Here is a 13,294-nt window from a genome sequence, read left to right as displayed (position 1 = left end):
CTTACAAGTCCAGGGTTTCGGGAGTAGCCTCGGTTTCCTCCTCGGTAGTAACCCGCAGCTGCACCAGCTCCACGGCGCGCCGGGAGCGTTTCAGCACCCGGAACTCGTAGTTGTCGAGCACGGCCACGTCGCCAACTTCCGGAATGTTGCCGTAGATGACGTTGAGCAGGCCACCCACAGTTTCGTAGTCATCGCCCTCGGGCAGGGGGTAGGGCAGGTACTCGTTGGCGTCGGGGATGGGGGTAGCGGTATTTACCCGGTATTCCTGCTCCGATACCTTCTCCACCACGGGAACCTCATTGTCATACTCGTCCTGAATTTCGCCCACCAGCTCCTCCATGATGTCCTCAATAGTGACGATGCCGGACACGCCCCCGAACTCGTCGGAAACGATGGCCATGTGGGTGTGCTTGCGCTGAAACTGGCGCAGCAGCCGGTTAATCTTCTTGGTTTCAGGTACGAAGTAGGCCGGGCGCATAATCTTGGCTAGCTCGATCAGCTCTTGCCGCCGGATGATCTGCAGCAAGTCTTTCACGTACAGAATGCCCACGATGTTATCGATGTTGCCCTCGTAGACGGGAATGCGCGAGTAGCCCTCGTTGTAGACGGTTTCCAGAATGGCCTCCTGGGGCGTGTTTACATCGATGGCAGACAGCTTAGTGCGCGGCACCATAATCTGCTTTACCATCCGGTCGTTGAACTGAAACACGTTCTCAATCAGCTCGTGCTCCGAGTCCTGCAGCTCCCCGCCCTGCTTACTCTGGTCCAGCAGCAGGCGCAACTCTTCGGTGGTATGCACTTCGTGCTCCGAAGCCGGCGCGATACCAATTAGCCGCAGGATAGCGTTGGAAATCGAGTTCATCACCCAAATGATGGGGAACGTCAGGTAGTAGAAGAACTGCAGGGGGCCTGCCACTACCATGCTGGTAGCCTCGGCCCGCTGAATAGCCAGCGACTTGGGTACCAGTTCGCCGAACACAATGTGCAGCAGCGTAATCAGGCCGAAGGAAATAGGAATGGCAATGCTGTGGGCGCCGGCGTCGCTGATCTGGTAACCCAAGGCGTGAATAATGGCCAGCACAATTTCCACTACCACCTTCTCGCCAACCCAACCCAGCAGCAGGGAGGCAATGGTAATACCGAGCTGAGTAGCCGAGAGATAAGCGTCGAGCTTATGCAGCAGGCGTAGGGTGAGTTTGGCAAACCGGTTGCCATCCTGGGCCCGTATTTCCATTTGCGAAAGGCGGACTTTAACGAGCGCAAACTCAGCCGCCACGAAAAAGCCGTTTGCTACGACGAGCAAAATAGTAAAAAGGATATTTAAGCCCATAGGTTCGGAAGCGAGACTCGACCGGCCTGCCTTCCTTTGTAAGGCAAAAGTACGACATTCGGCGCAAGCGGTTCGGAATGAATGACGCACGCGCCCCAAAGAAGGGTACTGCGGGCCTCACACGTAAACCGGGCCACTCATAAAACTCCTGGCCTAGCGTGGCTGTTGCCGTTTCTGCCGACCTTTGTATTTCTTCTTATCGACTTGTTCTTGTCGCTTCTTCCCTGAATTCATGCCTCGCAGTAAATTTCTTCTGCTTTTGCTGGTAGTGTTGCTCCTGACCCCGTGGGGAGCTACTGCCCAGGTGCTCACGCCCACCAAGCTTTCCACCGCTGTCAGCAAGCCGGCCGCGAAGGTCGGGGAGGAGGTAGAGCTTATCGTCAATGCCCGCATCGACGAAAACTGGCACCTCTACGCCACGAACTTCGACCCTGATCTGGGGCCGACGGTGTTTACCTTCACCTTCGCCAAAAGCCCGGCCTACGAGCTGGTGGGCAAGCCTCAGTCCATTGGAACCAAGAAAAAGTTTGACGACGTATTCAAAGGCGATGTGACGTACTTTGAGCGTACCGGCCAGATTAAGCAGCGCATCCGGGTGCTGCAGCCCGGGGCTCTTATTATCAAAACTGAAACCGAGTTCCAAACCTGCACCGACATTGACGGCCGCTGTATCCCGGGCGAGCAAAGCCTGAGCTTCGGCCCCATTGAGGTAACTGGCACGGCGGTAGCTCCGGCCGCCACACCTTCAGGTTCTTCGGGAGCCAGCGTGGCCCCCCCCACTACCGTGCCCGGTGCCCCCACGGTAACTTCCAGCGCGGTTGCCTCAACCGATACTGCTGCCTCCGCTTCCACGCCGGCCACTACCCCTGCTGCGGCTGCGGCCGCTACCACGGCTATCACTACCGCGGCTGCCGTACCCTCTGCCCCGCCAGCCGCGGTAGTGGCGGGCAGCAGCGCTGCTTCCACCGCCGACGCAACCGGGGGCGGGCTCTGGAGCTTTGCCCTGGCAGCCTTTGTCTCGGGGCTGCTGGCCTTGGTTACTCCCTGCGTGTTTCCCCTCATCCCAATGACGGTGTCCTTCTTCACCAGCGGCTCGGGAAGCCGGCAGCAGGGCATCCTCAAGGCGGTGGTCTACGGCCTGTCCATCATTTTCGTGTACGTGGTAGTGGGCCTGCTCGTCACCGTCCTGCTCGGGGCCGATGGCCTGAACCTGATCAGCACCCACTGGCTACCCAATCTGATTTTCTTCGTGGTATTCGTGGTGTTCGGACTGTCCTTTCTGGGGCTGTTTGAAATCACGTTGCCCCACGGCATGGTCAACAAGATTGATGCGCAGGCCGACAAAGGTGGCTGGGGCGGTGTCTTCTTCATGGCCCTCACGTTGGTAGTGGTGTCGTTTTCCTGCACCGGGCCCATCGTGGCTACCATTCTCAGCTTGGCTGCTCAAGGAGAGCGGCTGCAGCCAGTAATCGGGATGCTGGGCTTCTCGCTGGCATTTGCCCTGCCGTTCACCTTATTTGCTATTTTTCCGGCTTGGTTGAAAGGGCTACCGCGCTCGGGCGGCTGGCTGAATACGGTGAAGGTAGTGCTAGGCTTCGTGGAGTTGATGCTGGCCCTGAAGTTTCTGAGCATGGCCGATCTGGCCTACCACTGGAACCTGCTCCCGCGCGACATTTACCTGGTGCTCTGGATTGCCTTGTCCGGGCTGCTGGGCTTCTACTTACTGGGCCGCTTCAAGCTTTCCCATGATTCCGACCTGACCCACCTGAGCGTTGGGCGCCTGCTGATGGCTGTGCTGACCTTTAGCTTCATGACTTATTTAGTCCCCGGCCTATTTGGGGCTCCGCTGCCGCTGCTGGCCGGCTACCTGCCGCCCCAGAGCCGCCACGACTTCACGCTGGCCAGCAGTGAAAGTGCCGCCCTGGCCACCCCGGCCGCTACGACTGCCAACACCCTTTGCGAAGCCCCCCGCTACGCTGAGTTCCTAGAGCTGCCCCACGGCTTGTCCGGCTACTTCGACCTGGAGCAGGCCCGCCGTTGCGCCCGCGCCCAGAACAAGCCTATTTTCATCGACTTCACGGGGCATGCCTGCGTGAACTGCCGGAAAATGGAGGCCACCGTCTGGAAGGATCCGCAAGTGCTCAAACGCCTGCGCGAAGACTTTGTGGTGGTGGCCCTCTACGTGGACGATAAAGCCGATCTGCCTCAGAACGAGCGGTACGTATCTGGGCACGATGGAAAAGAAAAGGCTACGCTCGGCAAGAAAAACGCCGACATTCAGCTTACCGGTTTTAACGTGAATGCTCAGCCCTACTACGTGCTGCTCGACCCCAATGCTGCCCCCGATCTGGCCCATGCTCTCACGCCGCCCATTGCTTATGAGCCCGATGTCGCTGCTTTTGTGCAGTTCCTCGACGCCGGCTTGGCTCAGTTTCGCCAGCGGGCGGCCGTAGCCGGGCGCTAGGGTTTTTGTCGGCTTCGGCTACGCATAAAAGCCTTCCGTCAGTTTACACAGCTGAGGGAAGGCTTTTATTGTTGTTGGCCATCATCACTAGTAGAGGCCAGCTATCTGTATGCTGCCTTTTTTTATCATACCCGATGCTTATCCGGGGATAATCTGCGAACTTTGCGGCCTATTTCGGCAACTACCGGTCATTCTATTGATGTAGAAGTGCCGGATGGGGCTGAAAGCAAAAAGAAAAGGCGGCACCCACCCAGATGCCGCCTCTCGATTCAGAACGTACCCACCCAGATACGTCCCGTTTTCCCTCCTCACAGAAAGTCCACCCAATACTAGTTGTGCTGTAGAAGAAGGAGTCGAACCTTCACGGAGTAGTTAGCCGGCCGCCGGACCAGTTTTTCCCGAATCTCCACCCCCGAGAGAGGAGGGCATGTCTGCCAGTTTCATCATTCTACAGTGTAAAACAATCCGTTGCCGTTCGCGTTGGATTATGACAAATGTACTAGGTTTGTTGTTGTAGTAAAATAATTTCAGACATTTGAATAAAAATTTACACTCTTTTTAAAAAGCACCTGCTTACATTGTAATATATACAATCAACCAGTAAAAAAATGGCCCGCAATTACGAACTTGACGACACCGACCGGAAAATTCTGGCTCTCTTGATAGAGGATGCCAAGATGCCCTACACTGAAATAGCCCGGAAGGTGCATGTTTCAGGGGGAACCGTGCATGTACGCATGGCCCGGCTAGAAGAGTTGGGAATTGTGCAGGGCGCTACCCTTAAAATTGACTACCAGAAGCTTGGCTACGGCGTGCGGGCTTTTTTGGGTATTTACTTGCAAAAAAGCTCCGTGTATGAAAGCGTCGTTACTGCGCTACGCCAGATTCCGGAGGTTGTAAGCATCGATTTTACTACCGGGGCCTACGGCATTTTCGCCCGCCTTATCTGCCGCGACACCAACCACTTGCGGGAAGTACTGCATGAGCAAATTCAGCTGATTGAGGGCATTGAACGCACCGAAACCCTGATTTCGCTGGAGGAGGCCTTTAACCGTCCCATTCAGTTGCAGGAGGTGGAAGAGCGCGCCAACTAAGCGTCTTCGCCTACCTTACCTACTGCCTGTTGCCAGCCGCCGCTACCCGCCCCCGGAGTAGCGGCGGCTGCATTTTACCACTTTCCTAACAGTGGCGCTAAAGTACTGGTATTGAATCGGAAATAGCTTGAATAGTACTTTTTGAGTAAAATTGGATGTGGTCTTGGGCGCTGATCCGCTGCGAGTTATATTTCGTACTATCACTTCGCGCTTTTAGCTGGTTGCTCATGAAAATACGGTACGCTTTGCTCTTACCTTGTTTGTGGTGCGTCCATTTGGGCCTGGCCCAAAGCTTGCCCGCGGTATACCTGAATGACCGGGATGAGGCCACCGTGCCTGACAGCGCTACCCACTACCGTATCGTCGACCGGAAAAACGAGCTGCTGGGAACGTACGCCATGCGGGAATACTCGCTTTCCGGCACTCTGCTGCTGCGCGGCACCCTTTCTACCATTGACCCGCCCGTGCGCAACGGCCTGCTGACGTGGTATCACCCCAGTGGCAGCAAGGCCGGGCAGGTGCACTACCACGACGACGAAGCCGACGGTCTGTATGTGGGGTGGTATGAGGACGGCCGCGTGAGTCAGCGCGGCGAGTACGCAGAAGGGCAACGGGTAGGCCGTTGGATTTCCGTGCATCGCAACGGGCAGAAGCGCTCCGAAGGGCGCTACAACGCCGGCCGGGCTGTGGGCGAATGGCACTACTTCTACGATACCGGTGAGCTAAGTGCCATTGAAATGCCCGACCGACAGGGCAAGCCGCTGGCGCTTGCTTTCTTCAACAAAGATGGCTCGCCCTACATGGGCAAAGTGCGTACCCGGGAACTACCCCAGTTTCCGGGCGGGGAGGCAGCGCTGCTCAACTATGTGACCCGCAGTACTACCTACCCCCGTAACATCCGCCGGAAAGGCATCACCGGAAATGTGTACGTGAGCTACACCGTGGGCGAAGATGGCCACGTAGGGCAGGTGCGCGTGGTGCAAGGTCTAGCCCCTGAAGCTGACCAGGAAGCCCGTCGGGTGGTGGCCAGCCTGCCGCCCTTCGAGCCGGGCCGGGAGTACAATCTGCCCACCGCTATGACGTTCACTATCCCCATTTACTTCGCCCCCAACTTTTCGCTGCTTTCCGGTATCCGGCCGCCACAGGTTCCACCTTCGGAAGCCCGCGCGTCGGCCCCAGCTGAGTAATCCGAGCGTAGGGCACAGCAAAAAGCCCCGCTTCCAGGTTAATGGAAGCGGGGCTTTTTGCTATGCGCAAGGCGGGAATTAAGCCGTTACCTGAGCATCAAGTTTTTGAGCCAGTACGTGCTTCGGAACGGCACCTACCTGCTTGTCAACTACCTGGCCGTTCTTGAACACGAGCAGCGTCGGGATGCTGCGAATGCCGAATTTGGCCGAGGTCTGAGGGTTCGAGTCTACGTCAACTTTGCCAATTACGGCTTTGCCTTCATATTCACCGGCCAGCTCTTCAACTACCGGGCCTACCATGCGGCACGGACCGCACCACTCGGCCCAGAAGTCCACGAGCACGGGCTTATCGGAGTTGATGATCTGGTCGAAGTTAGCATCGGTAATTTCGATGGCTTTATGTCCCATAACAGTGAGGGGTTTGATGGAATGTGTGTGCTGTTTACGGTCAACCGGGCCGCAAGGTAGCAGATTGCGTTTCAACAAGCAGCGGGCCGGAAAGTTCATTCGGCCAGAGTGGCAGTATGACCGCCCAACGGCGCCAGGGCCCCGGTAGCTCCCGCTGCGCTTAGGCGGGGCCACCGGGGCCGGATACTTCACGTAAAAATCAACGGGCTACGAATGGTAGGCGCGGGCATATTCCTGGGCCCGGTGCCGAAGCTTATAGAACACGTAGAGATTAAAGAAGTGCATAGCCCCCAGGATCAGAATAATGGTGCCGACCTTGATGCTGAGCGTTTCCACGCTTTGCTGGTAGCTAGTGATGGCCTCGGCGCTGCGCAAGGTGAGGGTAGCGTACCCGATATTGATGAGGTAGAAGCCCGTAAGCAAAAGCTTGTTTACTGAATCGGCTAGCTGCTCATTACCATGGAAAATGTCGATGAGAAACAGGCGGCCATTCTTGAAGAGCGTGCGTGCTACCCATACCGTAAGCAGGACCGTAACGGGCAGATATACTAAGTACACCAGCAGATGATAGTTCATGGCGTTGGAAGATTAGAAGTGGAAAAGAAGAAACACAAGCGCATAAAGAAGTCAGAGGGACGCGCTACCCCAGTTGGGGTAGTAAATCGGCCAAGGCCAGCTCGCAGGATGGATAGCGGAACCGGAACCCTGCTTCCAAAAGCCGCTGCGGCACTACTTTGCGGCTTTTCAAGATCAGTTCAGTTTCGGTGCGCAGCAGAAAAGCGCCGATTTCCAGTAACCAGCGCGGTTGCGGGAGCTGCCAACGAGGCTGGTAATGCTGGGCCAGCAGGCCGTTAAAGGCGTAGTTGTGCAGCGGCTGTGGAGCGCACAGGTTGAAGGTTCCTGCCAGGGTAGGGTTCCTCACCAGAAACTCCACGGCTCGGCAGAAATCCTCTACGTGTAGCCAGCTCACCCACTGTTGCCCGTCGCCCTGGGGTGTGCAAAGGCCCCGTTTCGCCAGCCGGGTCAGCACAGGTAGGGCTCCACCATCGGAACCTAGCACAATGGCCGTGCGCAAGGCCACTTGCCGCGTGCGGGGTACCTGCGCCAGCCAGAACTCGGCTTCCCACCGCTGGGCTACCATTTCCGAAAAGCCGCGGCCAAGGCAGCCAGCCTCCTCGGTATTGGCAGGCTCCGCGCCCTCGGTGTGTTGGTAGATAGTAGCAGTAGAGGCGTTCAGCCACACGGTAGGCGGCCGCTGGCAGCGGGCAATGGCCTCACCCAACACCCGCGTACTCTCGGTTCGGCTGCGGATAATGGCGTACTTATTTACCGCATTATAGCGGCAGTCCACGGATTTGCCCGCCAGATTCAGCACCACCGCGGCCCCTTCCAACTTGGCCGCCCAGGCCCCAAGCGTCCGGCCGTCCCAGGCTACCTCCCCGAAGCGCCGGACCCGCCGCGTGAGTGTAAGAACTTCATAGCCCAGCTGCCGGAAATAGCAGGCTACCTGCCGACCCAAAAAACCGGTGCCGCCGGCCAGGACTATCAAGGGCTGGTTCATGTTCGTGCAATGTGGTATGGGTGGATAGAAAGGAAAGCTGAGTTGCTAGTTCTGTATGTATTAAACTTTCAATAATATTTGAAATACTAAGGCAAAAAAATAAGTCAGCTTACGAGCCAGGTCGCATCAACTTCATGAAGGTGCTGAGAAACCAGTTTTCATCGGCTTTGATGAGGGTGGAAGCAGCCCCATCGGCGAATTCCGCGAAGCTGTGGATGTTGCCAATCATTTTGGTGAAGGCTTCCATCTCTTCAGGGCTGGCGGTTGAGGTAGGCTCTACCTGCTTAATTTCGCTGAGTACGCGCATAATGGGCTCTAGCTCCCGCTTGCGGCGCTCTTTCAAAATCAGGGTAGCAACCCGGTGAATATCCTTTTCGGCCGAGAAAAACTCGCGCCGCTCGCCCGGGCGCAGCTCCTTGCGCACGATGCCCCAATCCATGAGGGCCCGTACGTTCATGTTGGCATTGCCCCGCGAAATTTGCAGCTGCTCCATCAGGTCCTCGGTGCTCAGCGCTCCGGGCGACACCAGCAGCAAAGCGTGCACCTGCGCCATCGTCCGGCTCACGCCCCAGGCTGAGCCCAGAGTGCCCCAGCCTTCAATGAACTTGCGCTTGGCTTCGTCGAGTTGCATGGTGTAAATGTAGAGGAGTATTCTAAACTTTCAATAAAAATTGAAAGAATATTTTTGAGGGTAATCAATGCGGCTTATTTCATCAGTAATAGGGCAGCCCGGCGCTCTTCCCAAAATGCTCGTTTTTCGCGGTTGAAACGAGCAGAATCCGTGCGCACGTACTTCATGGCAGCGGCAAAAGCCAGAGTATCCTGCAGGCTATTAAACGCTACCGAAAACGTATAGCCTATGCAGCCTTGGGTGATTGTAACGGAGTCGTTGTGCGGACTAAAATGGACGGTATAAACCCCTGAGGAGCGCGTCGTTAGCATGCGTAGGTGCTCCCCGGTTTTTACAAAGCAAATATCCTCGTTAGGCTCGCCTGATAAAGAAAGTCCTGAAACACTATGCCAAGCCCCAAGCACTGTAGCTTCGTTGACAGTAGGTGGTTCAGCGCAACCACTTACAAACAGTAGACATACTGCAGCCCACGAAGCGTAGAAATGCATCTGGAAGCGCATAATTGAAAACGGGACGGATGCTGCTAAAGTAAACAGTATCCGTCCCGTTTAGTACAGCAGTTGACTACAACTCTAAATCAGCTGACAGGCGTCGATTTCCATTTCGCGCATCTTGCGGATGAACTCCTTGGGCTCGATGCGGTAGCGGCGCGAGTAGGTGTCCACGGTCAGGTGCTCGTGGGGCTCGGCAAACTTGATTTCGAGCTTCTTGGAGCCGGCGCAGCCTTCCACGGCTTCCATGAAGCGGTCCATGAAGGGTTCCGTGATGGTGCGCAGGTCGAGCTGCACGCGCACGCCGTTAGCCAGCTTTTCGGCTACGTTGAACAGGGGTTCCATGGTCAGGATCTTGAACTCGAACTGGTCGGAGTCGCGGAAACGTTGGGCGTACTTGCCCCGGATATACATGGGCGGCACCTGTTCCTTGTCGTAGTTGCGCGGGTTAATCAGGGCCGAAAATCGGCTGTAATCGTCGCGGAACAGGGCCAGGTTCAAGCTTGACTCGTAATCTTCCACACTGAACGACACGAAGGGCTGGCCCGTCTTGGTGGTTTTGAACAGGACGTTGGAAATCAGCCCGGCTACCGTTACCTCGCGGTTTTTGTAGTTCTCTACCTTGTCGAGGGAGCAAGTGCAGTAGGAGTCGATTTCCAGCTTAAAGTCGTCCAGGGGGTGGCCCGAGAGGTAGAAGCCTACTACCTCCTTCTCACGGCGCAACTGCTCGGTGGCTGGCCAGGGCTCCATATCCTGCACCTTGGGCAGGGGCATGGCTACCGCCCCAAAGGCCCCGCCGCCAAACAGGCTCTGCTGAGCCGAATCCTGGTCAGCCTGGTACTGCTGGCCCATCTTTACCGCCTTGTCGATAAGGTTCTGGTCATTAGCCGGAGCCTCCACGAACTGACGGCGGTGGTAACGCTCAAACGAGTCGAAGGCGCCCGAAAGGGCCAGGCTTTCAAACGTCTTCTTGTTTACAGCCCGCAGGTTTACGCGCTTCGAGAAGTCGAAAATATCGGAGTAGGGCCCTTTCTTCTCGCGCTCCGCTACAATGCTTTCAATGGCAGCTTCGCCCGCGCCTTTCACGGCGGCCATGCCAAAACGGATCTGGCCTTTTTCGTTTACGTTGAACTTGAGGATGGATTCGTTCACGTCGGGGCCGAGTACCTGCACGCCCTGGCGGCGGGCCTCCTCAATAAAGAAGGTCACCTTCTTAATGTCCGACATGTTGTTGGTCAGCACGGCGGCCATGTACTCAGCGGGGTAGTTTGCCTTGAGGTAGCCCGTCTGGTAGGCCACCACCGAGTAGGCGGCGGAGTGGGAGCGGTTGAAGCCGTAGGCTGCAAACTTCTCCATCACGTCGAACACCTCATTGGCCTTCTTGGGCTTGATGCCGTGGAGCTTCTCGGCGCCCGCGCAGAATTTCTCCCGCTCCTGGGCCATCTTTTTCATGTCCTTCTTACCCATGGCCCGGCGCAGCAAGTCGGCGCCGCCCAGGGAGTAACCGGCCAGAATCTGGGCGGCCTGCATGATCTGCTCCTGGTACACCATAATGCCCTGGGAGTAGTTCAGGATGGGCTCCAGCAGCTCGTGCGGGTACTCAATTTCCTCGCGGCCGTGCTTGCGGTTAATGAAGTTCGGGATGAACTGCATGGGGCCGGGCCGGTACAGGGCGTTCATGGCAATCAGGTCCTCGATGTTGGTGGGCTTGAGGTCCTTGAGGTACATGCGCATGCCCTCGGATTCAAACTGGAACGTCCCAATGGTGTCGCCGCGCTGATACAGCTCGTAGGTTTTGGGGTCGTCGAGCGGGATGTCGTCGATGTTGATATCGACGCCGTGGTTTTTCTTGATGAGTTCCAGCGCATCGACGATGATGGTCAGCGTCTTCAGCCCCAGGAAGTCCATCTTCAGCATCCCCGCACTCTCAATCACCTTGCCGTCGAACTGCGTCACGAGTAGGTCCGAGTCCTTGGAGGTGGAAACCGGAATGTACTTCGTGATGTCGTCGGGGGCGATGATGACGCCGGCGGCGTGAATACCAGTGTTGCGCACCGAGCCTTCCAGCTTTTCCGCCAGGCGCAGAATCTGGCCGCGCAGGTTGTCGGGCGCATCGTCGCGGCGGATCATATCCAGCTCCTGGTTTTCGGCGAAGGCCCCGGCCAGGGTAGTGCCGGGCTTTTCGGGCACCATCTTGGCCAGCTCGTTGGTCAGGGGCAGGGGTAGCTCCATGGCCCGGGCCACGTCCTTGATGCTGGACTTGGCGGCCATGGTACCGAAAGTGATAATCTGGGCTACCTGCGTCTTGCCGTATTTGTCCACCACGTAGTCAATCACCCGCTGGCGGTTCACGTCGTCGAAGTCGATATCAATATCGGGCATCGATACGCGCTCCGGGTTGAGGAAACGCTCGAACAGCAGGCTGTACTTAATCGGGTCGATGTTGGTGATACCCACGCAATAGGCCACGGCCGAACCAGCCGCTGAGCCCCGGCCTGGTCCTACGGCCACGCCCATGTCCCGGCCGCGGTTGATGAAGTCCTGCACAATGAGGAAGTAGCCCGCAAAGCCCATCGTTTCGATGATGCGCAGCTCATAATCCAGCCGTTCCTCTATTTCCGGGGTGCGCTCCGAGTAGCGGGGCGGCTTGGTCATCGTCAGGGTACCTTTACCGGCCGATGGCCCGAAGGCCCCCACGTAGGTCAACTCCCGCAGGAATTCGTCGGCGTTGGCAAAGGGCGCGGGAATGGGGAAGTTGGGCAGCAGGATATCACGCGCCAGCTTGGGCGGCGTGATTTTGTCGATAATTTCGTTGGTGTTGTCCAGGCTTTCGGGCACGTCCCGAAACAGCTGGCTCATCTCCTCCTGGCTCTTGAAGTAGAACTGGTCGTTGGGGAAGCCGAAGCGGGAGCGGGGCCGGGGCATCTGCGCTTCCTCATCGATGCGCATGAGCTGGCGGCGGATCTGGTCGTCAGAAGAAGCCAGGGGGCGCAGATTGTCGAGGTGGTCGTAGAGCACCTTGTTATCCGACGACATCAGGCGGAAGTACTTGGTCTGGAAGTCACCCACCGGAATGCTGTGCTCCTCGCCCGTATTCACGCACAACAGCAAATCGTGAGGCGCAAAGTCCTCCTGATTCACGTAGTGCGAATCGTTGGTGCAGATCACCTTGACGTTATACTTCTTCGCCCACTTCAGCAAGATTTGGTTCAGGTCTTCCTGACTCTTGCCCGTATTGTCGATGTTCTCGATGCCGTGGCGTTGGATTTCGATGTAGTAATCCTCCCCGAACACATCGAGCCACCACTTCAGCTGCTTCTCTGCTTCTTCCTCCGTCTTCCAGAGCAGAGCCTGGGGAATTTCAGCTCCGATGCAGCAGGAGGTGGCAATCAGTCCCTCGTGGTATTGCAGCAGCAGCTCTTTATCAATACGCGGGTACTTGGAGTACACCCCCTCAATGAAGCTCATGGAGCAGAGCTTGGCCAGGTTCTGGTAACCGGCCTGGTCCTTGGCTAGCAGCAACTGGTGGTGTCGCACGTCTCGCTCACCCTTTTCGCGGCTGAAGCTCTTCTTGTGCCGGTCCTCTACCAGGTAAAACTCGCAGCCCACAATAGGCTTCACGTTGTACTTGTTGGCTTCGGCCACAAAGTTGAAGGCTCCGAACATATTGCCGTGGTCGGTGAGGGCTACGGCGGGCATGCCGTCGGCCTGGGCCTTTTTCATCAGGGCCGAAATGCTGGCCTGACCATCGAGCAGGGAATATTGCGTGTGGCAGTGGAGGTGCGAGAATACGGGCATAGGGCAAGCAGGCTCCGCGCCGTTAGGGGCGGGAAGCAGTAGGTAAAGTTACCCATGAAACAGCCGCCGGGAAAGGTTGCGCGGCAAGGGATTTTAGCATACGAACAGAAAAGGACAACTTCGGGTGCCCTTCTTTTTAATAGCTGCATGGCTTAAGGCAAAGCCTGACGGGCAGTTATTTGCTTGTCCGATTAAACCCAGGCGTGGCCATGTAGCAGTGCTGCTTACCCATTGCAGCGTCGCGGATGATCAGGCAGTAGAAGGTGTCGGTGCCACCGTATCCCAGGGTAAATTGGGACCGGGAAAATCCAGGTGCTAGCCGATGTAGGG

10 protein-coding genes are annotated in these 13,294 nt (G+C 57.0%); 3 read left to right on the top strand and 7 right to left on the bottom strand.

The features are described from left to right. Position 1: 1 nt before the first annotated feature. On the bottom strand, positions 2–1,303 hold the full coding sequence (locus tag K3G63_RS10760) for a hemolysin family protein (RefSeq protein ID WP_259404414.1): 1,302 nt from the start codon (positions 1,301–1,303) through the stop codon (positions 2–4). A 259-nt stretch (positions 1,304–1,562) separates the two neighbouring features. Between K3G63_RS10760 and K3G63_RS10755 the strand changes: the two genes are divergently transcribed. The 3 genes from K3G63_RS10755 (at position 1,563) to K3G63_RS10745 (ending at position 6,075) form a co-directional block, all read left to right on the top strand. Next, positions 1,563–3,794 carry a cytochrome c biogenesis protein CcdA gene (locus tag K3G63_RS10755; protein WP_220614132.1) on the top strand — a complete coding sequence of 744 codons (2,232 nt, stop codon included), beginning with the start codon at positions 1,563–1,565 and terminating at the stop codon, positions 3,792–3,794. A gap of 608 nt (positions 3,795–4,402) precedes the next feature. Continuing rightward, a complete protein-coding gene (locus K3G63_RS10750; RefSeq protein WP_220614131.1) occupies positions 4,403–4,888 on the top strand; it encodes an AsnC family transcriptional regulator in 486 nt (161 codons plus the stop codon). A gap of 260 nt (positions 4,889–5,148) precedes the next feature. Continuing rightward, a complete protein-coding gene (locus K3G63_RS10745) occupies positions 5,149–6,075 on the top strand; it encodes an energy transducer TonB (RefSeq protein ID WP_220614130.1) in 927 nt (308 codons plus the stop codon). Positions 6,076–6,153: 78 nt separating this feature from the next. On the opposite strand, the gene trxA is transcribed toward K3G63_RS10745, so the two are convergent. The 6 genes from trxA to dnaE form a co-directional block, all read right to left on the bottom strand. Beyond that, entirely contained in the window at positions 6,154–6,483 is a 330-nt protein-coding gene (gene trxA / locus K3G63_RS10740; protein WP_044003005.1) for a thioredoxin, read from the bottom strand. Positions 6,484–6,690: 207 nt separating this feature from the next. Continuing rightward, complete coding sequence (locus K3G63_RS10735) at positions 6,691–7,059, bottom strand: hypothetical protein (protein WP_220614129.1); 369 nt, start codon at positions 7,057–7,059, stop codon at positions 6,691–6,693. A gap of 64 nt (positions 7,060–7,123) precedes the next feature. Then, on the bottom strand, positions 7,124–8,044 hold the full coding sequence (locus tag K3G63_RS10730) for a TIGR01777 family oxidoreductase (protein ID WP_220614128.1): 921 nt from the start codon (positions 8,042–8,044) through the stop codon (positions 7,124–7,126). Between the two features lie 109 nt (positions 8,045–8,153). Beyond that, a complete protein-coding gene (locus tag K3G63_RS10725) occupies positions 8,154–8,675 on the bottom strand; it encodes a GbsR/MarR family transcriptional regulator (protein ID WP_220614127.1) in 522 nt (173 codons plus the stop codon). A 74-nt stretch (positions 8,676–8,749) separates the two neighbouring features. Next, complete coding sequence (locus K3G63_RS10720; protein WP_220614126.1) at positions 8,750–9,175, bottom strand: hypothetical protein; 426 nt, start codon at positions 9,173–9,175, stop codon at positions 8,750–8,752. A gap of 72 nt (positions 9,176–9,247) precedes the next feature. Beyond that, on the bottom strand, positions 9,248–12,964 hold the full coding sequence (gene dnaE / locus K3G63_RS10715) for a DNA polymerase III subunit alpha (protein ID WP_220614125.1): 3,717 nt from the start codon (positions 12,962–12,964) through the stop codon (positions 9,248–9,250). Positions 12,965–13,294: the final 330 nt, after the last annotated feature.

It is taken from the genome of Hymenobacter sp. HSC-4F20 (assembly GCF_019599275.1).
GTDB lineage: Bacteria > Bacteroidota > Bacteroidia > Cytophagales > Hymenobacteraceae > Hymenobacter.
Note: the sequence above shows the minus strand (reverse complement) of the source record. Positions and strands in the feature narration are given on the sequence as shown.

Coding starts and splice junctions, on each gene's coding strand:
- K3G63_RS10730 (WP_220614128.1), bottom strand. CDS start 8,044: ATGAACCAGCCCTTGATAGTCCTGGCCGGCGGCACCGGTTTTTTGGGT.
- K3G63_RS10735 (WP_220614129.1), bottom strand. CDS start 7,059: ATGAACTATCATCTGCTGGTGTACTTAGTATATCTGCCCGTTACGGTC.
- K3G63_RS10720 (WP_220614126.1), bottom strand. CDS start 9,175: ATGCGCTTCCAGATGCATTTCTACGCTTCGTGGGCTGCAGTATGTCTA.
- K3G63_RS10725 (WP_220614127.1), bottom strand. CDS start 8,675: ATGCAACTCGACGAAGCCAAGCGCAAGTTCATTGAAGGCTGGGGCACT.
- K3G63_RS10750 (WP_220614131.1), top strand. CDS start 4,403: ATGGCCCGCAATTACGAACTTGACGACACCGACCGGAAAATTCTGGCT.
- dnaE (WP_220614125.1), bottom strand. CDS start 12,964: ATGCCCGTATTCTCGCACCTCCACTGCCACACGCAATATTCCCTGCTC.
- K3G63_RS10755 (WP_220614132.1), top strand. CDS start 1,563: ATGCCTCGCAGTAAATTTCTTCTGCTTTTGCTGGTAGTGTTGCTCCTG.
- trxA (WP_044003005.1), bottom strand. CDS start 6,483: ATGGGACATAAAGCCATCGAAATTACCGATGCTAACTTCGACCAGATC.